Annotated in this window: 22 protein-coding genes; 9 read left to right on the forward strand and 13 right to left on the reverse strand. The window is 44.8% G+C overall.

The window, feature by feature from the left end:
* Nucleotides 1–134: 134 nt before the first annotated feature.
* The 4 genes from ttcA to PEB0122_RS10725 form a co-directional block, all read right to left on the reverse strand.
* Nucleotides 135–968 (reverse strand): tRNA 2-thiocytidine(32) synthetase TtcA, encoded by an 834-nt coding sequence (gene ttcA, locus PEB0122_RS10710; protein WP_075870586.1) that lies wholly within the window; start codon nt 966–968, stop codon nt 135–137.
* 81 nt (nt 969–1,049) lie between these two features.
* Nucleotides 1,050–1,667 carry a 30S ribosomal protein S4 gene (gene rpsD / locus PEB0122_RS10715; RefSeq protein ID WP_075870585.1) on the reverse strand — a complete coding sequence of 206 codons (618 nt, stop codon included), beginning with the start codon at nt 1,665–1,667 and terminating at the stop codon, nt 1,050–1,052.
* Between the two features lie 503 nt (nt 1,668–2,170).
* Nucleotides 2,171–2,977 (reverse strand): glutamate racemase, encoded by an 807-nt coding sequence (gene murI, locus PEB0122_RS10720; RefSeq protein ID WP_075917153.1) that lies wholly within the window; start codon nt 2,975–2,977, stop codon nt 2,171–2,173.
* Nucleotides 2,970–3,800 (reverse strand): RNA methyltransferase, encoded by an 831-nt coding sequence (locus PEB0122_RS10725; protein ID WP_075917154.1) that lies wholly within the window; start codon nt 3,798–3,800, stop codon nt 2,970–2,972. Before PEB0122_RS10725 ends, murI begins: the two co-directional genes overlap by 8 nt.
* Before the next feature lie 947 nt (nt 3,801–4,747).
* Here PEB0122_RS10725 and map point away from each other — a divergent pair.
* Entirely contained in the window at nt 4,748–5,578 is an 831-nt protein-coding gene (gene map, locus PEB0122_RS10735; protein WP_075914512.1) for a type I methionyl aminopeptidase, read from the forward strand.
* A gap of 15 nt (nt 5,579–5,593) precedes the next feature.
* A complete protein-coding gene (radC, locus tag PEB0122_RS10740; protein WP_075917156.1) occupies nt 5,594–6,388 on the forward strand; it encodes a RadC family protein in 795 nt (264 codons plus the stop codon).
* 114 nt (nt 6,389–6,502) lie between these two features.
* Here radC and PEB0122_RS10745 read toward each other — a convergent pair whose 3' ends face one another.
* The 5 genes from PEB0122_RS10745 to PEB0122_RS10765 all read right to left on the reverse strand — a co-directional run bounded on the left by PEB0122_RS10745 (nt 6,503) and on the right by PEB0122_RS10765 (nt 9,608).
* On the reverse strand, nt 6,503–6,715 hold the full coding sequence (locus tag PEB0122_RS10745) for a DUF3126 family protein (protein WP_075870580.1): 213 nt from the start codon (nt 6,713–6,715) through the stop codon (nt 6,503–6,505).
* Between the two features lie 83 nt (nt 6,716–6,798).
* Nucleotides 6,799–7,608, reverse strand: a complete 810-nt coding sequence (cysE, locus tag PEB0122_RS10750; protein WP_075917157.1) for a serine O-acetyltransferase — start codon at nt 7,606–7,608, stop codon at nt 6,799–6,801.
* Between the two features lie 68 nt (nt 7,609–7,676).
* Nucleotides 7,677–8,456 (reverse strand): alpha/beta fold hydrolase, encoded by a 780-nt coding sequence (locus PEB0122_RS10755; RefSeq protein ID WP_075917158.1) that lies wholly within the window; start codon nt 8,454–8,456, stop codon nt 7,677–7,679.
* 2 nt (nt 8,457–8,458) lie between these two features.
* Complete coding sequence (locus tag PEB0122_RS10760) at nt 8,459–8,941, reverse strand: DUF192 domain-containing protein (protein WP_075917159.1); 483 nt, start codon at nt 8,939–8,941, stop codon at nt 8,459–8,461.
* An 88-nt stretch (nt 8,942–9,029) separates the two neighbouring features.
* A complete protein-coding gene (locus PEB0122_RS10765; protein ID WP_075870576.1) occupies nt 9,030–9,608 on the reverse strand; it encodes a cold-shock protein in 579 nt (192 codons plus the stop codon).
* Between the two features lie 241 nt (nt 9,609–9,849).
* On the opposite strand from PEB0122_RS10765, the gene PEB0122_RS10770 reads away from it, so the two are divergent.
* From PEB0122_RS10770 to PEB0122_RS10795, 6 genes are all read left to right on the forward strand, one after another.
* The gene (locus PEB0122_RS10770; protein WP_075917229.1) at nt 9,850–10,290 is read left to right on the forward strand and encodes a VOC family protein; all 441 of its coding nucleotides are present in this window, start codon (nt 9,850–9,852) and stop codon (nt 10,288–10,290) included.
* Between the two features lie 110 nt (nt 10,291–10,400).
* Nucleotides 10,401–11,534, forward strand: a complete 1,134-nt coding sequence (locus PEB0122_RS10775) for an ABC transporter substrate-binding protein (RefSeq protein ID WP_075917160.1) — start codon at nt 10,401–10,403, stop codon at nt 11,532–11,534.
* 112 nt (nt 11,535–11,646) lie between these two features.
* Nucleotides 11,647–12,723, forward strand: coding sequence for a branched-chain amino acid ABC transporter permease (locus PEB0122_RS10780; RefSeq protein ID WP_075917161.1), 1,077 nt, complete (start codon nt 11,647–11,649; stop codon nt 12,721–12,723).
* Nucleotides 12,723–13,781 carry a branched-chain amino acid ABC transporter permease gene (locus tag PEB0122_RS10785; protein WP_075917162.1) on the forward strand — a complete coding sequence of 353 codons (1,059 nt, stop codon included), beginning with the start codon at nt 12,723–12,725 and terminating at the stop codon, nt 13,779–13,781. The genes PEB0122_RS10780 and PEB0122_RS10785 overlap by 1 nt, the downstream gene beginning before the upstream one ends.
* The gene (locus tag PEB0122_RS10790) at nt 13,778–14,560 is read left to right on the forward strand and encodes an ABC transporter ATP-binding protein (protein WP_075917163.1); all 783 of its coding nucleotides are present in this window, start codon (nt 13,778–13,780) and stop codon (nt 14,558–14,560) included. Before PEB0122_RS10785 ends, PEB0122_RS10790 begins: the two co-directional genes overlap by 4 nt.
* A complete protein-coding gene (locus PEB0122_RS10795; protein WP_075917164.1) occupies nt 14,547–15,257 on the forward strand; it encodes an ABC transporter ATP-binding protein in 711 nt (236 codons plus the stop codon). The genes PEB0122_RS10790 and PEB0122_RS10795 overlap by 14 nt, the downstream gene beginning before the upstream one ends.
* A gap of 617 nt (nt 15,258–15,874) precedes the next feature.
* Here the strand turns inward: PEB0122_RS10795 and gatA are convergent.
* The 4 genes from gatA to PEB0122_RS10815 all read right to left on the reverse strand — a co-directional run bounded on the left by gatA (nt 15,875) and on the right by PEB0122_RS10815 (nt 20,299).
* A complete protein-coding gene (gatA, locus tag PEB0122_RS10800) occupies nt 15,875–17,356 on the reverse strand; it encodes an Asp-tRNA(Asn)/Glu-tRNA(Gln) amidotransferase subunit GatA (protein WP_075917165.1) in 1,482 nt (493 codons plus the stop codon).
* A 30-nt stretch (nt 17,357–17,386) separates the two neighbouring features.
* Nucleotides 17,387–17,674: an Asp-tRNA(Asn)/Glu-tRNA(Gln) amidotransferase subunit GatC gene (gene gatC / locus PEB0122_RS10805; RefSeq protein WP_075917166.1), complete on the reverse strand. Its 288-nt coding sequence runs from the start codon at nt 17,672–17,674 to the stop codon at nt 17,387–17,389.
* A 613-nt stretch (nt 17,675–18,287) separates the two neighbouring features.
* On the reverse strand, nt 18,288–19,073 hold the full coding sequence (locus tag PEB0122_RS10810; protein WP_075917167.1) for a Vgb family protein: 786 nt from the start codon (nt 19,071–19,073) through the stop codon (nt 18,288–18,290).
* Between the two features lie 521 nt (nt 19,074–19,594).
* Nucleotides 19,595–20,299 carry a metal-dependent hydrolase gene (locus PEB0122_RS10815; protein WP_075917168.1) on the reverse strand — a complete coding sequence of 235 codons (705 nt, stop codon included), beginning with the start codon at nt 20,297–20,299 and terminating at the stop codon, nt 19,595–19,597.
* Nucleotides 20,300–20,415: 116 nt separating this feature from the next.
* Here PEB0122_RS10815 and ruvX point away from each other — a divergent pair, with 116 nt between their 5' ends.
* Nucleotides 20,416–20,895, forward strand: coding sequence for a Holliday junction resolvase RuvX (ruvX, locus tag PEB0122_RS10820; protein ID WP_075917169.1), 480 nt, complete (start codon nt 20,416–20,418; stop codon nt 20,893–20,895).
* Nucleotides 20,896–20,903: the final 8 nt, after the last annotated feature.

The raw sequence follows: 20,903 nt of genomic DNA on the forward strand, positions 1-20,903 counted from the left end.
CACGGGGACGTCATTCATCATCCGTCTATTCACATCCATTTTTAATCCGAACTGGATGCAAGCAGTTATTAATCAAAACCGGTGACTTGAAACAAGCGAGCTATCTATCTATAGCGTGTAAAAAGGTGTTTTATTCAAAAAGCACTGAAATCAAAGAGTTTTTTATCTAAAAGATGACTTGGACGAACATTCGTCAAAGCACGGATCATCGTGTCTTTACGGCCAGGCATTTTTGCTTCGATATCATTCAACATTTTTTTCATTGCGTTACGCTGAAGACCATCCTGACTGCCGCAGAGGTTACAAGGAATAATCGGAAAACGCATGGCTTCAGCAAATTTGGCGAGGTCTTCTTCTGCCGCGTAAACAAGCGGGCGTAAAACCAGCATATCACCTTCATCATTGACGAGCTTGCCCGGCATTGCTGCTAATCGACCACCATGAAACAGATTCATGAAAAATGTTTCCAGCACATCATCACGATGGTGGCCAAGAACCAAAGCCGAACATCCTTCTTCGCGTGCAATCCGGTAGAGATTACCGCGGCGCAAACGCGAACAAAGAGAACAATAGGTTTGTGTATTATCCAGTTTTTCGGTGACTATCGAATATGTATCCTGATATTCAATCCGGTAAGGAATCTCGTAATGTTTCAAAAAATCCGGCAATACATTTTTTGGAAAACCGGGTTGCCCTTGATCGAGATTGCAGGCCAAAATATCTACTGGTAGTAAACCGCGCCACTTCAAATCCAGAAGTAAAGCAAGCAGACCATAGGAATCCTTGCCACCAGACAAGGCAACAAGCCATTTCTGCCCCGGTTTAACCATTGAAAAATCATCCAATGCTTGACGCATATGCCGCAGCAAACGTTTTCTCAGTTTATTGAATTCTACTGTTGAAGGTGCATCGCGAAATAGCGGATGGCAACCATCTACAGCATCGTCGATATCATTCAGCTCGGCCATCTCACCTTCCTTCAAAATATGTCGCAAACAAAAACAGGGAGCCGATGGGCTCCCTGCTTGAACAGATTATCTGATTCACAATTAACGTGAATAAAATTCGACGACAAGATTCGGTTCCATCTGGACTGCATATGGAACGTCGGCAAAAGCCGGAATGCGTGTATAGGTTGCTTTCATCTTTGTGTGATCTGCTTCGATGTAATCTGGAACATCTCGTTCAGGCAACTGTGTTGCCTCAAGAACGAGTGCCAGTTGCTTCGACTTTTCACGAACTTCAATCACATCGCCGGGCTTGCAACGGTATGACTGAATGTTGGTACGACGACCATTTACATTTACATGACCGTGGTTGATGAACTGACGTGCAGCAAAGATTGTCGGAACGAATTTTGCACGATAAACGATTGCATCAAGACGTGATTCGAGAAGACCGATCAGATTTTCGCCGGTATCACCACGACGACGACCTGCTTCTTCATAGATACGATGAAACTGTTTTTCCGAAATATCTCCATAGAAACCTTTCAGTTTCTGCTTGGCACGCAATTGGGTGCCATAGTCGGAAAGCTTGCCTTTACGGCGTTGACCATGTTGACCCGGGCCATATTCACGACGGTTAACCGGCGATTTCGGCCGACCCCAGATATTTTCGCCCATACGGCGGTCAATTTTATATTTCGTAGTTTCGCGCTTGCTCATCGCATTTCCTTAAAATCGAATAAAAGGCAAATTACTGCCTCAGGGAAACGCGCCCTCCTCTGCCCATAAAATTTCATGGACTGACAGGACAAATCGCGCACGCTTTGCGCAAATGTCCACGGGACACGTCGGTTAAAGCTTTATCGTCAACCGAAAAAACTTGTGGGCTTCTTTAATTAAATTATCAGCCGAAGTCAAGCGGACGGACCGGTATCCGTTGAAAAACAGCGGCGATTTCCTGCAAATTTTGGTACAATACAAAGAGAAGTCGTTAATTTTGGTTTCAAAAACAATTTTATTGTCGAGGCATGTGCCTGAATGCAGGTTCAAACATTCAAAACCGGTTTACCTGCTAACCTGATTTAGCTGCGATCTCTATTGGGCCCTGCTTGCTTCCTCTTCAATGTTAACGGAGCCAGTCCTAACGGATACGATCTTGTGCTTTATCCCTCCATTCAACGCGGCACAAAACTGTGCGCTAGCCCGATTCTAAAAGTCGATGGTCACTCTTGACCAAGCGGCGTCAAACGCAAACCGAATCCGTGAAGTAATCTGTTGGTCGCATAATCGGTTCTGCCCGAAGTAAAGTGTGCAAGATCCAGATGTTCGGTAAGAGTTTGGACCTGATCGGCATCCGGTAACAAAGATAATGCACGTTTTGCTACTGCTTCTGCCGGATCGATCCAGTCAACCGGCCACTTAGCATTTTTTCGGAACAAATTGACCAGAAACGGATAATGGGTGCAGGCAAGCACAACAATGTCTGTATGATGACCATCTTTTTCTACAAAGCACGGCGCTATCTCTTCCTTCAGAGAAGCGCGATCAACCGGCTTTCTTCTTAAATAATCTTCTGCAAAGCCTGCAAGTTTAGCACTTCCAACCAGTCGAACATGACATTTCGATGCAAAAGATGAAATAAGGTCGTGCGTGTAGGCGCGTTTGACAGTTCCAGGTGTCGCCAACACTGATATCAAACCCGAACGGGTCTGCTCGGCAGCCGGTTTGATTGCAGGAACTGTCCCGATAAAAGGAACATCAGGATGAGCACGGCGCAAATCCTTTAAAACCAACGTTGATGCCGTATTGCATGCAACAATGCACAAAACCGGATGATAAAGATCAAGCAGTTTCGCAAATAGTTCGATAATATGGGCTTTGAGTGCATCTTCTTCCCAATTTCCGTAGGGAAAAGCTGCGTCATCAGCTATATAGATAAATTTGCGATCGGGAATAAAAATACGCGTCTCGCGTAAAACCGTAAGACCGCCGATGCCACTGTCAAAAAACAGTATAGGCTGTTCACTCATCTTTTTTATCAATATCCTTCGCACGTTTACGATGATCAGGCGCCCCGGCACCGCGTGGCAATTTCGGTGAAAAATGGTCCAGAGACGCAACTACGCCACGCAGCAGGCGAACTTCCGGCTCGCTAAAAGCTGCACGTGTCAAAACTGACCGTAAGTTCTCTGCCATGATTTCCTTGCGTTCTTTCGGGCGAAAATACCCGCGAATATCCAACGCCTCTTCCAATTGATCAAACAGGCCATAAAGGGTGGCTTTATGCGCCAGTTCCATCTCTTCGTTACGAAAAGCTGTATCGGTTTGTTTTTCAAGACCGGATTTCATCCATTCGTAAGACATAAGCAAGACCGCTTGTGCAATATTGAGAGAAGCGAATGCCGGATTAACAGGAAAAGTCACAATTTCATCCGACAAACTGATTTCTTCATTATTCAGCCCCCACCTTTCGCGACCGAAAAGTATAGCCGTCCGCTCTCCCGACGATTCTTTTATTCTTAACGTTTCTGCAGCTTCTACCGCACTTCTTACCGGTTTGAAACCGTCACGCTCTCGAGCCGTTGTGGCAAAGACAAAATTTATATCCGAAATGGCCTCTCTCAATGTATCATAAACGCGTGCGCCATTAATTATGTGATCGGCTTTGCTAGCAGTTGCGATAGCTTTATCATTCGGGAATTCTTCGCGTGGATGAACAAGGCGCAATTCCGACAAACCGAAATTGGCCATTGCACGTGCCACCATGCCGATATTTTCCGGCAATTGTGGCTCGACCAATACGATGACGGGGCCACCTGTCATATTTTCTCTTTTTCTATCTGTTCCAGCCATTTTATTCACTTCTCTGGTTTTGATGCCTTTTAGTGCGTCTTTCAAGGAACCTCAACCAAACATTAACTTTAATTCCAAAAAGATCCTGAAATTGCCTTTTTCATGCCTAAATCCGGTCATCTTTGCGATTGATATAAACGTCGTAAAGCCTGTTGCTGAAGGGGGTTCACGGAAAATGAATATCGAACTTAAGACCACAATTACTCTTATGGCGGTCGCAATTGTCACGACAATTATGGTTTTTTGTGCAAATATGACAATCAGCGATCTTTTGGCTGCGCTCTGATTTGGCTGGCTATTTCTGGTCACAACGTTGAAGCAGCTTCCTTTTTCCAAGCTCTTGGCTTTGCTGATCAATTTTGTATCCAGCAGCTTTATGTATGTACCATGTTTTCATTAAACGCCTTATCATGAGCTTTGTTTTATAGAACAATACAGCCAAAATCTGGTTCGCATAAATTCCCCCCACGTCCGAAAGCCGGCTACCGCGACATAATAATACGTGTTGCTACAACCGGTTTCCCATTTATTAGTTCGATTTTGATCAATTTCTGTTGCCTGAACAGAATTGCGTTTCCTCTGAATATCTGATTTTCTGATCTTTGGTTTTTGCGGGTCGTCCAATCCAAAAACGATATTTCAAGTTCATCTTGAAAAAATGCCTCTAGAAAGACGAAATCCTGTGCCGGTAAAAAATACGTTATTCCGCATTCGATTCATCATTCCCACTTATAAATATCGTGCAATCAGCTTCATCACCGGCTATGCTCTTTGTGATTCAATGGGAAGATGATAATTTGAATGTGCCTTCTTCAGGAATTCACACTTCATTGGTTCCGTTGGAAGCGAAAGCTGAAAGTTAGCCAATGGAATATTAACTCGATATTCCGGATACGTAAATTTGTTACACGTATGGTCGATGTCAAAGGATAGAAACAGTTAGGCAAATGGTTAGTTACGTCAATTATAAAGATGCACCGGTAAAATACACCGGACAAATTCGTATTTACGATGAAGAAGCTTTTGTGGGAATGCGCAAAATCGGCCGGATAGCGGCAGAATGTCTTGATGCATTGGTCGATATTATCAAACCCGGCGTGACGACTCAGGAAATTGACGACTTCGTTTTTGCTTATGGGGCAGATCGCGATGCCCTGCCCGCAGACCTCAACTATCGCGGTTATAGCAAATCATGTTGCACATCAATCAATCACGTTGTTTGTCACGGAATTCCGGAAAATAAACAGCTTCATGCCGGTGATATTGTCAATGTCGATGTTACATTCATTAAAGATGGCTGGCACGGCGATACCAGTCGTATGTATCCGGTAGGCCCGTTAAAAAGAGCTTCCGAACGGTTACTCGAAGTCACACATGAATCTCTTATGCGTGGCATCGCCGCAGTTAAACCAGGTGCCACGGTTGGCGATATTGGTGCTGCAATCCAGCGTTACGCGGAATCGGAACGTTGTTCTGTTGTACGTGATTTTTGCGGCCACGGCGTTGGTCTTATATTCCATGATGCTCCCAACATCCTCCACTACGGAAAGCCCGGTGAAGGACCGGAATTGCGCGAGGGAATGATGTTTACAATCGAGCCCATGATCAATCTCGGAAAACCGGGTGTCAAAATACTTAATGATGGATGGACTGCCGTAACGAGAGACCGTTCACTATCGGCGCAATATGAGCACACAATGGCTGTTACAAAAAATGGTTGCGAGATATTCACACTTTCGCAAAACAACACTTTTTATGTGCCGGTAACCGGAGCATAAAAAGGCGCCTCCATCATGGGAAAAAATACGGATAAAAATGAATTTGCCGAAAAAATGATAGCGGCTTTATTATCCGGTTCCCATCAGGATAAAGCAAAAACAACCACCGAAATTGCGTCAGCTAATAAAAAAGTTACATCTGCTGACACAAAGGGACATCGGGAACGCTTGAGGCAACGTTATTTTGATACGAAAGGCGTTGGTTTTCCTGATTATGAATATCTGGAACTTTTATTGTTCCGTTCTATCCCTCGTGCCGACACAAAACCTTTGGCCAAAGCGTTGCTAAACCGCTTTGGCAATCTTGCCGATGTGCTCGGCGCAGATATCAATCTTCTGCAGGAAGTTCAAGGGTGTGGTCCGACTGTGGCGCGCGACCTTAAGATACTTGCAGGCATTAGCGAACGCGTAAACCGTGCAGAACTTCACAAACGCGATGTCTTTTCGTCCTGGGACAAAGTTTTAGCTTACTGTAAAGCAGCCCTTGCGCACGAAACGCGCGAACAATTCCGTGTACTTTTTCTGGATAAAAAAAACGGCTTTATTGCGGATGAAATCCAGCAAGTTGGTACGGTAGATCACACGTCGGTCTATCCAAGGGAAGTTGTGAAACGTGCTTTACAGCTTTCTGCCAGCGCACTTATCCTCGTCCACAACCACCCTTCAGGAGATCCAACGCCGTCACGCGAAGATATTTCAATGACACATGTGGTTAAAGATGTTGCCAACGCTTTAGGAATTACTGTTCACGACCATATCATCATAGCCCGTAACGGATATACGAGCTTCAGGGCACAAAAGTTGCTTTAGCCCGGGTAAAAAGATTACATCGGGCACAGAATAAAAATGGCCGCTAAATAGCTTAGCGACCCTTCCAGTCACAACCGGAAATTTAATCGTAACAGCGAAGATTAAGACTCTCAACTATTCGTCAAGGTCGATATCAAGAATTGCCATCGAGAAATTATATGACAATTCTCCTTCATCCTCGTCGCGATAAATGACCCCCAGAAATTCATCATCTAGGTAAACCTCGCAAGAATCATCCTTACGTGGTCTTGGTTTTACGTGCAGTGACTGGTTTTGAAATTTGCGCTTAAAGTAGCCATCAAGTTTCTTGATTTCGTCCGGCTTCACAGCGTTCTCCTAAAATTGCAACAGTTAAACAGACTGCCAGATAAGGCAGGACCCGACTTCTGTAAAGACGTCGGCTCGTTATTTCACTCATTAATTGATTGATCCATGCTTAATGCCGGCTCTCGATCTTCTATCTTTCCAACCACTTTCGCAGGAACACCGGCAACAGTAGTATAAGCTTCAACCGGTTTCAAAACAACAGAACAAGCTGCAATCTTTGCACAATCGCCGACCGTTATGTTGCCAAGCACTTTGGCACCGGCGCCAATTAGCACCCCATGACCAATCTTGGGGTGTCGATCGCCCGATTCTTTGCCTGTTCCACCTAACGTAACATCCTGCAATATGGAGACGTTATCACCAACAACAGCAGTTTCACCGACAACAAGTCCTGTCGCATGATCAAGGAAAATACCTTTCCCAAGCCGGGCTGCCGGATGAATATCCGTTTGAAAAATACTGGATGAACGCCCTTGCAAAAATAAGGCAAGGTCTTTTCTGCCTTTAAGCCACAAATTATGGGCAAAACGGTGGGACTGGATTGCCAAAAAACCTTTCAGATAGAGTACTGGCTCAATGAACCGTTTACATGCCGGATCACGATGAAAAACCGCTGATATATCGCAGGCAATAATTTCTTCCAGATCCTTTATACCACCAATCTGTTCGTTAAAGATTTGAGTGAGAATCTCTTCGTTGAGTTCCCTCGTCCAGAGACGTGCTGCCACGCGACCGGCAATCATTTCGGAAAGGCTTTGATGATCAAGAATTGCGTGCTGGAAAAATACACTCAATGCAGGATCCTGTTCCTGTGCTTCCATTGCTTCTTGCTTGAGAGTTTCAAGAAGCAAGCCAGCGTCGATAGCCTCACCCTTTTGTTCACAGCACGGCAATTTTATTCCCTTTCCCTGTATTCAGGATGGAAAATCCGACATCGACACCATCCGTTGCATAAATGCGATCAAGGTAGACTAATCGGATGCTTTGCAAGAAAGCTGATAACACCTTTTTTATAGACCGGATCGCCAACAGCCAGCATATGATCACGATTTGGAATGATCAATGCTTCACCATGTGGTAACAAAGCCACGAGCGGCTCGGCATCACCAGATATTTCATCCAATGTACCAACGGCAACCAAGGCAGGTTGTTTTATTGAATGAACCTGAGCTGCCGTCAATTCTTGTTTCGATGTAATGACACATGCTGCAAGTGCCTTGCGGTCGCTTTTTGTTCTGTCGGCAAAGGTTCTGAACATCAAACCGCGTTTGTTGGTAATTTTCGAAACATCGTCGGCAAGAAGCGCTTCAGCAACCGGCTCCCAATTACCTGCACCCGTAACCATACCGATTCCCAGTCCTCCGAATATCGCGCTATTCACATAATCCGGATATAGGATCGACATATAGGCAGTTATTCTGGCTCCCATGGAATAACCCATAACCTGGGCTTTTTTAATACCGAGATGGTCAAGCAACGCAACTGCATCTCCTGCCATTGCCTGGGGCGTATAAACCTTCGGGTCATGACTTTTATCAGAAAAACCATGGCCGCGATTATCAATGGCAATTACACGATATCCGGCTTCGTTCAATGCACGAAACCACCCCGGTGCATACCAATTTACATAGGATGAGGACGCAAAACCGTGGATTAATAAGACGGGATCTCCTTCTCCGTCTTCCCGATAGGCCAGTTTGAACCCGTCATGATTGAAATATTGAACGTCCTCTGCACTCATTTTTAATCCACCTTACATCCACCACATATCGCAGGATGAAACACCCTGTCGCCAACTTTGATCCTGTTTTTTTGCACGTCACCAGCATTCACTTCGATTGTAAAGGCTGCGAACACGTGTGAAGATACAATTTTAGTTGAGTAAGGTATGGTGTTTTGGGTAATGGATTCAATTATGCCGTTTTCGTCCAGAAACAACATATCAAGAGGAAGAGGTGTGTTGGCCATCCACATTGTCACGATACGTTTTTCGGGAAAAACAAACAACATGGCACGGTTAGCCGGAAAATCGGTCCGATACATCAAACCGGATTCATTTTGTTGAGGTGTTTTTGCAACCTCGACATCATAAGAAATTTTACCAGTCCCGGTGATGATAACGAGGGGCGCCGGATCAACCGGTAACCGCATGGGGTCTTCCGAATAAGCGTTCGAACTTAGACCAAATATCAGAAATATAAGTCCGACAAAAAACCTCTTCATCATTAGCCTACTTCCAACTGGGCTTAAACGGTAAACAGTCTGACAGTAACCGGCAACAACTCGGCGCAAAACGAAAAACAGAGAAGATTGTTTAATGGGTTGGAAAAGGTATCGCAATGTCGGGATGGATTTCCGCGGCCATCAGACCTTTTTCACCTCGCCCGAAACGAACCAGAACAACCTGCCCCGGACGCAATTCCGCAAGACCGAAACGACGGAGCGTTTCCATATGGATAAATATATCTTCGGTCCCCTCGCCTCGGGTGAGAAAGCCGAACCCCTTCTCGCGATTGAACCATTTGACAATTGCGCGTTCCAAACCGCTTTCGGCTTTTACAACCACATGCGTGCGAGCCGGTAATTCCGATGGATGTACTGCTGTAGAAAGGTCAATTGATTTGACCTGGATGCACTGCAGCCCCCGCTCACCTTTTTTGACCAGACATACAATGCGTGCACCTTCCAGTGCAGTGTGAAAACCGTCACGTCTCATCACAGTTACATGGAGGAGGATATCCGGAACACCGGCAATATCCGGCACGATGAAACCATAACCCTTGCTAACATCGAACCATTTGATGGTGCCACTCACTTCGGCAACATCTGTTGCTGCTGTTTCAGAACTATCTTGAGATGGAAGGCAGCCTTCCTCTAAATCATCGCTCGCCATAATTCTCACAGTCCTGTCAATATCTTCTAATCACGAATGATTCTCTTGAACTCCAGTAAATATTGTTCACTCATTGCGACGCAAGCCCCGAGAACAGGATTTCCCCAAATTGTCGACGCCTGCATAAAGAAAATCACCTGATTTCGTTTTTTTACCTCCGATTGCGATGAATGTCAGTCATGATATTCACTTTGGCTGCAAAAACCGGTAAAACTTGAAAATCAAAGAAAGTGAGAAAAATATGCGTTATCTACACACAATGGTTCGCGTCAAAGACCTCCAACAATCACTCCATTTCTACTGCGACATTTTCGGCCTTGAGGAAACACGGAGGATAGAAAATGAAAAAGGACGTTTTACACTTATCTATCTGGCAGCTGCTGAAGATGTAAATGCTGCTCATTCTCATCACTCTCCGGAACTTGAACTTACTTATAACTGGGACAAGGAAGACTATCAGGGGGGGCGTAATTTCGGGCATTTGGCCTATGAAGTCGACAATATTTACGAGACTTGTAAAAATTTGGCTGATCAGGGAATCGTCATCAATCGGCCGCCCCGCGACGGTCATATGGCATTTATTAAATCACCAGACGGTATCTCCATCGAGCTCTTACAAAAAGGCGAGAAACTTCCACCACAAGAACCATGGGTTTCCATGAAGAATACTGGAACATGGTAAAACTCGACATGAGTTTAAAATATAAACGGATTTTGTCACTGTAACTTGTAACGTAAGTCGGTTTATATTATGAAATTACTATAAATAATAAAACAGAGGGATAAACAAACATGGCTTTCAAGCAATTGATTGCGGCAGCGATTGCTGCCACAGCACTGAATTTCAGTGCTCTCGCCGAAGACTCTATCAAAATAGGGGTATTTCTTCCGCTGACAGGGCAAAACGCATTCGGAGGACAACTGGAGCTCGAAGGCGTCGAGCTAGCCAACAAAATCAAGCCGGAAGTGCTCGGACACAAAGTCGAACTTGTCGTTGTTGATAATAAATCCGACAAAGTTGAGGCTGCAAACGCTGTAATGAGACTTACCGCTTCCGATAAAGTCAACGGGATTATCGGAACTTATGGTTCGTCTTTGGCACTTGCTGGTGGCGAAGTTTCAGAGCCTGCAAAAACACCGGCAATCGCGACGTCTGCAACCAACCCGCTCGTCACCCAAGGCAAAAAATATTATTTCCGTGCATGCTTTATTGACCCCTATCAGGGAGCCGGAGCAGCAACATATGCTTTCAATACGTTACATGCCAAAAAAGCGGCCATTCTGAAAGATGTTTCCAACGATTATGCAATCGGCCTCGCCAATTTCTTCGATACCTCGTTCAAAAAACTTGGCGGCGAAGTTATAGCAAACCTCAATTATAATTCGGGTGACCAGGACTTTTCGGCAGCCCTCACCCAGATTATCGCCGAACAACCGGATGTCCTTTTCATTCCGGCTTACTTTGCTGAAGGTGCGATTATCCTGAAACAGGCTCGTGAACTTGGTGCAACTTTCCGGATTATGGGCGGTGACGCCATGGATAATCCTGAAACAGTTACAATCGGAGGAAGTGCTGCCGAAGGTTTTCTTCACACAACTTTCCCATATGACGCAAATATGCCGAATATGCCTAAAGCAGCAGCTGAATTCACCAAGGATTGGAAAGCAACCTACCCTAACAAAGAACCGAACGTAAATGCGGTTCTCGGCTACACTGCCTACATGATGTTTATGCAGGCTATTGAGAAAGCCGGCAGCGGCGACCGCGAAGCGATTACCTCCGAACTTGCAAAGCTCAAAGACTTCGAGACACCGATCGGAGCTATGACTATGGATAAAAACCATAATCCTGAAATTCCGATCGGCGTTATCGAGATCAAGGATGGAAAACGCGTTTATCTCGGTGAAGTTAAGCCCGCTCTATAAACGAAAAATCTGTTAAAAAACAATCATCCGGCCGAATAAAACTCGACCGGATGATTGAAGTTATATATGAGCTTCTCCAATCAACCCTCTATGACATCAGGAAGGCTTAGACATGGGCACGGAAATGTTCATCCAACATTTCTTTAATGCTTTGGCGTTAGGGGCGCTTTATGGTCTGATAGCCATTGGCTACACAATGGTTTACGGCATCTTACGCCTTATCAATTTCGCGCATGGCGACATTTTTATGCTTGGCGCCTATTTTGTTTTTTTCTCTACTATAAGTTTCATGCCTGCCTGGGCGGCAGTGCTTCTGATTATACTCGCTATTCTTGTTTATTATTCCGTCTTCATCGGCTTTAAAACACGCATTAAATCCTATTGGGCAGCACTTTTCATTATTCTTATTCTGGCACTTGCCTATTACAGTTTTATTCATCCGCAGGATTTTACACCTATCTGGCTACTTGCCGTCTGTTTTGCGGTCTTTGTTACCAGTGCCGGAGGTATTGCAGTCGACCGTATCGCTTACCGTCCTTTACGCGATGCCCCGCGTATTTCAGCGCTTATCAGTGCAATTGGCATGTCGTTTCTTATCGAAAATCTCGCAACCGTTTTGTTCACTGGCGTGCCAAAAAGCGTCAAACAACCCGAACTGCTGGTAACTCCCATCCAATGGCATTTTGGAGAAGGTGCTCAAGGCATCATCCGCATCGTTCCAATGGCTCTGATCGTTCCCATTGTTTCACTATTGCTTGTTGTTCTTCTCTTATGGATTATCAATAAAACCAAACCGGGTTTGGCCATGCGAGCAATTTCGCGCGATATCGAAACCACCCGATTGATGGGCGTCTCGGTCGATAAGATTATTGCATTTACGTTCGGCCTCGGATCTGCGCTTGCTGCAATAGCCGGTATCATGTGGGCACTCAGATACCCTCAAATCAACCCGTATATGGGCGTTATTCCCGGGTTAAAAGCGTTCATTGCCGCAGTTATTGGTGGCATCGGTTCTGTTGAAGGTGCAATGCTTGGAGGATTGCTTTTAGGTTTTATAGAAATCATGATCATCGCATTTTTCCCGTCACTTTCCGGCTACCGTGATGCGTTTGCTTTTATCATGCTCATCATGATCCTGCTCGTCATGCCGACCGGACTTATGGGTAAGAAAAGCGAGGAAAAAATTTGATGTCAAAATCCTCACAAATTATCCTTTCACTGATTTCGATCGGCTGCCTTATTGCGTTTTTGTTTTATGCGCAGAACCATTTTGATGCTTATACTGTGCGCATTTTGAACCTCATTGCAATCAATGCGATTCTGGCTGTATCACTCAATCTTATATATGGTTTTACCGGAATGTTCTCTTTAGGACATGCCGGATTTATGGCTATTGGCGCTTATGTTTGTGCTATCTTGCTTTTATCACCCGAACAAAAGCAGATGATGTGGATTTTGCAGCCAATGTTCGGTCCAATCCAGAATCTGCAAGTACCGTTTTTCTTTGCTGTTATTTTGGGCGGCATATGCGCTGCTGTTCTCGGCCTTGTCATTGCCCTACCGGTTTTGCGCCTGGGTGGGGATTACCTTGGCATTGCAACACTTGGATTTGCCGAAATTATACGTGTTGTCATTACCAATGCGACGCCGATCACGAATGGCTCGCTTGGCATAAAAGGTATACCGCAATATGGCAATTTATGGTGGAACTATGGCTGGCTTGCGTTCACTGTCGCCTTTATTGTGCTGCTTTTAAAAAGCAACACAGGAAACGCTCTTTGCGCAATACGAGATGACGAGATTGCTGCAAAAACTATGGGCGTTAACACGTTTTTCTACCGGTCATTGTCTTTCACAATCGGTGCATTTTTCGCCGGCGTCGGAGGTGCACTGACTGCAGCGCTTATTTCAACAATCGATCCCAAAATGTTCAATTTTCTTTTGACATTCAATATTTTGATGATCGTTGTTGCCGGTGGCCTCGGTTCGATTACCGGTAGCATCATTGGTAGTGTCATCATTACCGTGATGCTGGAATGGTTACGCATTGTCGAGCAACCGATTAATTTCGGATTCATTCATATTCCTGGAATTCCGGGGCTTAGAATGGTCATTTTTTCGATATTGCTCATGGGCATAATCCTGTTTTGGAGAAGTGGCTTGCTCGGCACACGTGAATTTTCCTGGAATGGAATTTACCGCTTTTTCAAAAAACGTTCCGAGGTGAAGAGCGGAGATCAATCATGAGTGACACGATATTGAACCTTGATCATGTCACAATGCGCTTCGGCGGATTAACGGCAGTCAATGACATCAACATCGCTATTGAACGGGGAAGCATCGCAGGCCTCATTGGCCCTAACGGTGCCGGTAAAACCACCGTTTTCAACATGATTTCGGGCTTTTACACCCCGACAAGTGGCACAATTACATTTGATGGGGAAAAAGTCTCAGGTCTTCACCCCAATGTTGTTTGCAAACGTCACATTGCCCGCACATTCCAAAACATCCGCTTGTTTACCGGATTGAGCGTTTTGCAAAATGTCATGGTTGGGGCGCATGTGCGCCAAAAAAGCCCGTGGTTTGCTAGCGCCCTATTCATCCCTTCGGCAGTGAGAGAAGAAAAACACATTCGTGAACAAGCACTTGAACTTTTGGATCGAGTTCACCTTGCTGACCTTGCTGACCAGCCTGCAACAGCGCTCCCCTACGGCGCTCAAAGACGTCTGGAAATCGCCCGTGCTTTGGCAACCGAACCGGAATTGTTGCTTCTTGATGAACCGGCAGCCGGTATGAACCCTCAGGAGAGTGAAGAATTACGCGCCTTTATTTCAAAAATAAGGGAAGAATTCCGACTTACTATTCTGCTCATCGAACACGATATGCGCGTTGTCATGGGGCTATGTAACCACATTTGGGTTCTAGAATATGGCGCACTTATTGCAAATGGAACTCCGGACGAAATCCGCAACAATCAAAAAGTTATCGAAGCCTATCTTGGCGGAGAAATTCATGAATATTCTTGAGATTAACGACCTTCGTGTGAATTATGGGGCAATCAAAGCCGTACAAGGCTTATCCATGTCTATCAAGGAAGGCTCGATTGTCACATTGATTGGAGCAAATGGCGCAGGAAAAAGCAGTACAGTCCGCTCGATCGCGGGGCTCAACAAATCGGTGACCGGTGAAATCATCTATAAAGGTGAAAATATCCTCGGAAAACAGCCTGAAGAAATCCTGAAAAAGGGAATTGCCTTGAGCCCCGAAGGACGCCGTATCATGCCACATTTGACCGTTTTGGAAAATCTGGAACTCGGTGCTTATATCCGCAAAGACAAAGACGGAATCAAGCGGGATATCGAATGGATTTTTGATCTTTTCCCAAGGCTCCGCGAACGGTCGAAACAATTAGGCGGAACAATGTCGGGCGGTGAACAGCAGATGCTTGCGGTCGGACGGGCACTTATGAGCAATCCCGAACTTGTCATGCTTGACGAGCCGTCTTTGGGCCTTGCCCCCATTCTCGTTCAGGAAATTTTCTCTATAATCCGGAAAATCAACGAGATGGGCAAAACAGTGCTGCTTATTGAACAGAATGCATTTGCTGCATTATCGGTCGCCAACTATGCGTATATTCTGGAAGTTGGTAAAATCATTCTCGAGGGTGAAGGCAAAACTATGCTCAAAGACCCGCGGGTGAAAGCAGCTTATCTCGGAGGGTGACAATCCTGTCCCCCGTTTAACCGGCTTATCCTGAAATAAATTAGCACTCCGAATTTGACCGCCATTTTTGTAATGCGACAATTAGAGCTCTATTGTTGCCAGACACGGAGTTAGCTACTCGGTTTATTTTATCGGTATGAGAAAGTCGATCACCAGTTGTTTAGATAATTTTCGAAAGCGATGGCCTTTATCTTGATATGAAATATTGCGAGGCTATGTTGATGTTTCAATGTGGAAAATCTCACCGGTAAAACACCGACAAACGTTGAACCACACCCTAATTGAATACGTCAACAAGCCCAACTTTTTTACCGGTCTTATTTGAGAATCTTGAAACTGTCCTTAATCCCGTTTATTGACAATCTCATATTGTTAATATTTAATTATAACAAACACTCATAACTTACTGATAATACGTGTTTTTATTGATTCAAAAATTTATCGAATCCCTAAGACCAAAGCTTTTGGACCGTTAAGCAACTGATATTTCATTCCCTTGCCAGATAGCTTTCATTGTTGAATACGCGACACGTAGGCAAATAAAAACACGGCAAGGAAGTTGCCGTGTTCAACAGATTTAATAGCGAATGCCGATATCGGCAGATATCAACGATTGCTTACCACCATTTTTCGGGAGAAAACTTTCCAGCCGCCTGTTCAATAACATTGGCAGTCTGGAACAATTGTTCCTCACCAAAAGGCTTGCCAATAAGCTGCAAACCTAAAGGTAGCCCGTCCTTTGAAAGTCCGGCCGGTAAAGAAATTCCCGGAAGTCCTGCCATATTTACCGTAACCGTAAAAATATCATTGAGATACATAGCTACAGGATCGTTTTTCAATTTTTTATCGGCAATTCCGAACGCCGCAGTAGGTGTGGCAGGAGTCAAAATAGCATCAACGCCGGCGTCAAAACATTTATCAAAATCTTGTTTGATGAGCGTGCGAACCTTTTGTGCTTTTAGATAATAGGCATCGTAATAACCGGCTGACAACACATAAGTGCCGATGAGAATACGCCGTTTGACTTCGTGCCCGAAACCTTCGGAACGCGTGTTTTCATACATTTCGATAATATCTTTGCCGGGTACCCGAAGTCCGTAACGTACACCATCGTAGCGGGCAAGGTTGGATGATGCTTCCGCGGGTGCGACGATGTAATAGGCAGGCAATGCGTACTTGGTATGAGGAAGCGAAATATTGACGATTTCAGCCCCGGCCTCTTTCAACCAATCTATGCCTTTTTGCCAAAGTGCCATTATCTCTTCCGACATACCGTCAACCTGATATTCCTTAGGAATACCGATTTTCATGCCTCTAACCGATTTTCCGATAGATGCTTCATAATCGGGAACCGGCAGATCAACCGAAGTCGAATCCTTCTCGTCAAATGACGCCATGGATTTCAACAAAATGGCGCAATCCCGCACGTCACGGCCAATAGGGCCAGCTTGATCAAGCGAAGAAGCAAAAGCGATAATTCCCCAACGCGAGCAACGTCCATAGGTTGGCTTGATGCCGACAGTACCGGTAAATGCAGCAGGTTGACGAATGGAACCGCCAGTATCGGTTGCCGTCGCACCAGCGCACAAACGAGCAGCAACAGCGGCAGCCGATCCGCCGGAAGAACCACCGGGCACCAATTTTTCTTCCGAACCTTTGGCGCGCCACGGATTGACAACGGGACCGTAATAGGATGTCTCATTGGACGATCCCATTGCAAACTCATCCATGTTGAGTTTCCCGAGCATAACCGCACCGTCAGCCCAGAGATTACTTGTTACAGTCGACTCATATTTCGGTTTGAAGTTGTCAAGGATATGAGAACACGCCTGGGTGTGGATATCATAGGTTGCGTAAAGGTCTTTCACGCCAAGCGGGATCCCTTCAAGTGCACCTGCCTTATTTTGAGCAAATCTTTCATCGGAGGCTTTTGCCATCTTTCGTGCGTGATCGGCTGTTACCGAAACATAGGCATTGATAGCAGGATTGGATGCTTCAATGGCATGGATATATGCATCCGCAAGTTCTGTTGCCTTGAAGTCGCCCTTTTTGAGCGCGTCACGAGCCTCGGCTATTGTCAGCTTCGTCAAATCGGTCATATCATGCCTCAAAAATAAATATTCAAATTGCTATTCGATAACTTTTGGAACGAGGAAAAAATTGTCTTCGCTCAAAGGTGCATTGGCGACAATATCGGCCGCTTTGTTTCCGTCAGTGACCACATCTTCACGTGTACGCAAAGTCATCGGAATGACAGATGTCAAAGGCTCGACATTGTCGACATTGACTTCGTCAAGCTGCTCGACAAATCCCAAAATAGCGTTCAACTCTTTTGCCATACGTTCTGTTTCGTCATCTTTCACAGCAATACGCGAAAGACGGGCAACACGTTTGACCGTTTTAATATCTACAGACATTAGGTAAATCCCGTATGAAAGACATTTTGTATAATGAAGCTATACAAGCCGAAGCCCTTAAGAGCAAGAAAAGACGTGCAGAAATTGAGCGTTTCACCGACTTTTGGTATTTCTAAAACTTTTTTTCCATCTGCAACGCCAAGAACGAAGCGTTCCGGTCTTTGATCAAGAGAAGGAAAAGCGCTCCGATAGCGTGGAATCGCGGTCTTAAAATAAGACTATATTCCAATTAAAGTCGGCGACAGCTCCCCCATGACATAAATGTTGCCAATGACAACCACCCCTATTTCTGAAGCATAAATCCGTTATCAATTTTCTATCGTCAGAGCTTTCAAACCAAGTGGTAATTGATGGTTCAGGGGTGGTGCCATGGTTAACCCGTGCGTGCAGACAAACTGTTTCGGGTAGAGGACGACAATGAGCCAGAATTTTTGTAAGTTAAATCTTACTTATCCTTGACGTGTCTTTCCCATTCAAAAATCAGGCAAAAACGCCTGCAATAAGAATGGTGATAGAGTTATTAAGATTGGCTAATCATCCTTATTGTATTGACCTTGCCGGTTATATTGATTTTGCCGGTAAACATTGAAGTTCAATTTTTAAGAATTTGATATTAATCAAAAACACGTATTTGGCCATCATTCCAAGTTCCAACATAATAACGACCCTTGAAATAGGCTAAAGCTACAGCCCCATCTAAATGATTAGCGAGCAGTTTTGTTTCCCCCGTATCAACATTCACTAGCCGAACAGCCCCTGCGCCATTATCAATGACAGCAACTAAATGGTCAGAAACAGTCACAATCCCCACGCCAGGCCGATCAAAGCCGGAACCTAGCTGCTTATGAACGCCTGCTGCATTAATATGCGTTAAATTCCCGCTATATTGTGAAACGACCAAATCGCCATTAGGCAATTGTGTCACGCCAACGGGTAAGCCAAGTTTTGACGCTACTATCTTTTTTGCACCCGTTTCAACATTGACGGATACTATTTCGCCAGATGAACGATTAGTGACTAATAATTCATCGGTATTTGACCAAGCGATCCCCGTGGGAGTATGAAAACCGCTCGCGATTTTTGACGCATTACCGACTTTATCTATCTTTAAAATATAATTGTCTTGATAAGATGCAACATAGATATCATCGTTATGATCAACAACAATGCCCGCTGGAGCGCTTATGCCAGAATAAACAACTTGCTGCTTTCCTTGTGTCGTTATTTTAACGACGGAATTTCCAGACCAATTGGTAACTAGCATTTCTCCTTCATTATTAAATCCTATGCCTGTTGGCGCGTGTAATGATGTGGCAACTACCTTTGTTTGAGCCATTCCAAATGTTCCATAAGTTAGAAAAATAAGTAAAAAAGCAATTTTTATGAAGCTTTTTTTCATCGTTGTTTTCCGCCGAAAAATATTATTTAGCTGGTTGGTTTTCAGGAATATTGCCCGGATAAGGTAAAACGCTGTTTTTCATGAAAAATGAAAAGCCTTTTGTACTGCTCTTAACGATAGTATATTTATTGTCATAAAGCGTTAGTCAAAATCCGGCCATCTGATAATCCGTCACATTGTTAGCAAATTTTCTATACCCGATCTTTGTTGCTGCTGGTGCAAGCTCTTTAGCGTTTAAATGCATTGGTTGCTTTTACCGCATGCGATAATCCTTCAGTAAATGCACTGACAAAAAACTTTGTGGCACAATAGGTCCCTCATCTCCATCAAGTTGCTCAACAAAGTTTGGAATCATACTCTGTCCATACGTTCCGCTTAATCGCCTTTCACCACTATGCGCGAAAGACGGGCAACACGTTTGACTGGTTTAATATCTACAGACATTAGGTAAATCCCGTATGAAAGGCATTTTCGCTGATGGAAAGCTATAAGGCCAAAGCCCCAAGAGCAAGAAAAAACGTTCAGAAATCGAGCGTTTCACCGACTTTTGGCAATGCAACTGTGGTTTTTGTTCCTTTCATACCCTTAACAAACCGTTCCGGTGTCTGATCAAGAACCGGAAAAGTGCCCCAGTGACAAGGTATCGCTGTTTTGAAATGGAAATAACGTTGACATGCGAGAGCTGCAACGGCGCCCCCCATTGTGAAAAAATCGCCAACGGGCACAATGCCGATTTCCGGCTCGTGCAATTCGTCAATTAATTGCATATCGGAAAAAATATCTGTGTCCCCCATATGATAGAGCGTCGGTGCATCATTAAAATGGAACACCAGCCCGTTAGGATTGCCAAGACATTGCGAGACACCGTTTTCAGTGAGCATGGCAGATGAATGAACAGCATTGACAAAAGTAATGCTATAGCCGTCATGCACTTGCGTACCGCCGGCATTACCGGGAACGACGTTTTTCACACCTTGCGATTGGAGCCAGGCAGCAAGATCGGCATTTGCTGTTACCGGTACATTTTTTTCCTTTGCAATAGCAATTGTATCTCCGACATGATCGCTATGACCATGGGTGAGGGCTATATGGGTTACACCTTCGACAGCCTTTTTGATATCAAGGTCTTTTGCAGCCGGATTACCGGTCAAAAAAGGATCTATAAGTATAACCGCTTTGCCAACTTCAACGCGAAAGGCTGCGTGCCCGAGCCATGTGATTTTCATGCCACTACCCTTGTTTTTTATTGGAAGTTCGATCTTTTACCATATATTGAACGCAAAATCCCAAAATGCCAAGTACCTGCTTGTTTGAGCGGGATATTTGATAAAGGCGAGCCTCAATGTCGGTTATAGATATTACTGAAATTCCTGATCTCGGTCTTAAGGACAAAAATATTATTGGCCTTGATTTGGGAACAAAAACGATAGGCATCGCTGTATCCGATCTCGGTTGGCGTTTTGCCACCCCTCGCCCTGTATTGAAACGCAAAAAATTCTCTATCGACGCTCATGACCTCATGAAAATTTTTCTTGAAGAAAATATCGGCGTAGCAATCATTGGCCTTCCCAAAAATATGGATGGCACAAGCGGCCCACGCGTTCAGGCAACGCGCGCTTTTGTTCATAATATGAATGCTTTAACACAAATTCCCTTTGTATTCTGGGATGAGCGGCTGTCAACAGTGGCCGCAGAACGCGGCCTTCTCGAAATGGATGTTTCGCGTGCAAAACGTGCCGACAGAATTGATTCAGCGGCAGCCGCTTTTATTTTGCAAGGAGCACTCGACAGACTTCAAAGTTTAGCTCGAACTGAAGAATAAAGGTCGAG

This window comes from Ditibartonella apis (assembly GCF_001952075.1).
Taxonomy (GTDB): Bacteria; Pseudomonadota; Alphaproteobacteria; order Rhizobiales; family Rhizobiaceae; genus Bartonella; species Bartonella apis.

Bases quoted from the DNA above. Each gene is read 5' to 3' on its own strand.
- ttcA (WP_075870586.1), bottom strand. From the start codon at position 968: ATGGCCGAGCTGAATGATATCGACGATGCTGTAGATGGTTGCCATCCG.
- rpsD (WP_075870585.1), bottom strand. From the start codon at position 1,667: ATGAGCAAGCGCGAAACTACGAAATATAAAATTGACCGCCGTATGGGC.
- murI (WP_075917153.1), bottom strand. From the start codon at position 2,977: ATGAGTGAACAGCCTATACTGTTTTTTGACAGTGGCATCGGCGGTCTT.
- PEB0122_RS10725 (WP_075917154.1), bottom strand. From the start codon at position 3,800: ATGGCTGGAACAGATAGAAAAAGAGAAAATATGACAGGTGGCCCCGTC.
- map (WP_075914512.1), top strand. From the start codon at position 4,748: ATGGTTAGTTACGTCAATTATAAAGATGCACCGGTAAAATACACCGGA.
- radC (WP_075917156.1), top strand. From the start codon at position 5,594: ATGGGAAAAAATACGGATAAAAATGAATTTGCCGAAAAAATGATAGCG.
- PEB0122_RS10755 (WP_075917158.1), bottom strand. From the start codon at position 8,456: ATGAGTGCAGAGGACGTTCAATATTTCAATCATGACGGGTTCAAACTG.
- PEB0122_RS10760 (WP_075917159.1), bottom strand. From the start codon at position 8,941: ATGATGAAGAGGTTTTTTGTCGGACTTATATTTCTGATATTTGGTCTA.
- PEB0122_RS10765 (WP_075870576.1), bottom strand. From the start codon at position 9,608: ATGGCGAGCGATGATTTAGAGGAAGGCTGCCTTCCATCTCAAGATAGT.
- PEB0122_RS10770 (WP_075917229.1), top strand. From the start codon at position 9,850: ATGCGTTATCTACACACAATGGTTCGCGTCAAAGACCTCCAACAATCA.
- PEB0122_RS10775 (WP_075917160.1), top strand. From the start codon at position 10,401: ATGGCTTTCAAGCAATTGATTGCGGCAGCGATTGCTGCCACAGCACTG.
- PEB0122_RS10780 (WP_075917161.1), top strand. From the start codon at position 11,647: ATGGGCACGGAAATGTTCATCCAACATTTCTTTAATGCTTTGGCGTTA.
- PEB0122_RS10785 (WP_075917162.1), top strand. From the start codon at position 12,723: ATGTCAAAATCCTCACAAATTATCCTTTCACTGATTTCGATCGGCTGC.
- PEB0122_RS10790 (WP_075917163.1), top strand. From the start codon at position 13,778: ATGAGTGACACGATATTGAACCTTGATCATGTCACAATGCGCTTCGGC.
- PEB0122_RS10795 (WP_075917164.1), top strand. From the start codon at position 14,547: ATGAATATTCTTGAGATTAACGACCTTCGTGTGAATTATGGGGCAATC.
- gatA (WP_075917165.1), bottom strand. From the start codon at position 17,356: ATGACCGATTTGACGAAGCTGACAATAGCCGAGGCTCGTGACGCGCTC.
- gatC (WP_075917166.1), bottom strand. From the start codon at position 17,674: ATGTCTGTAGATATTAAAACGGTCAAACGTGTTGCCCGTCTTTCGCGT.
- PEB0122_RS10810 (WP_075917167.1), bottom strand. From the start codon at position 19,073: ATGAAAAAAAGCTTCATAAAAATTGCTTTTTTACTTATTTTTCTAACT.
- PEB0122_RS10815 (WP_075917168.1), bottom strand. From the start codon at position 20,299: ATGAAAATCACATGGCTCGGGCACGCAGCCTTTCGCGTTGAAGTTGGC.
- ruvX (WP_075917169.1), top strand. From the start codon at position 20,416: ATGTCGGTTATAGATATTACTGAAATTCCTGATCTCGGTCTTAAGGAC.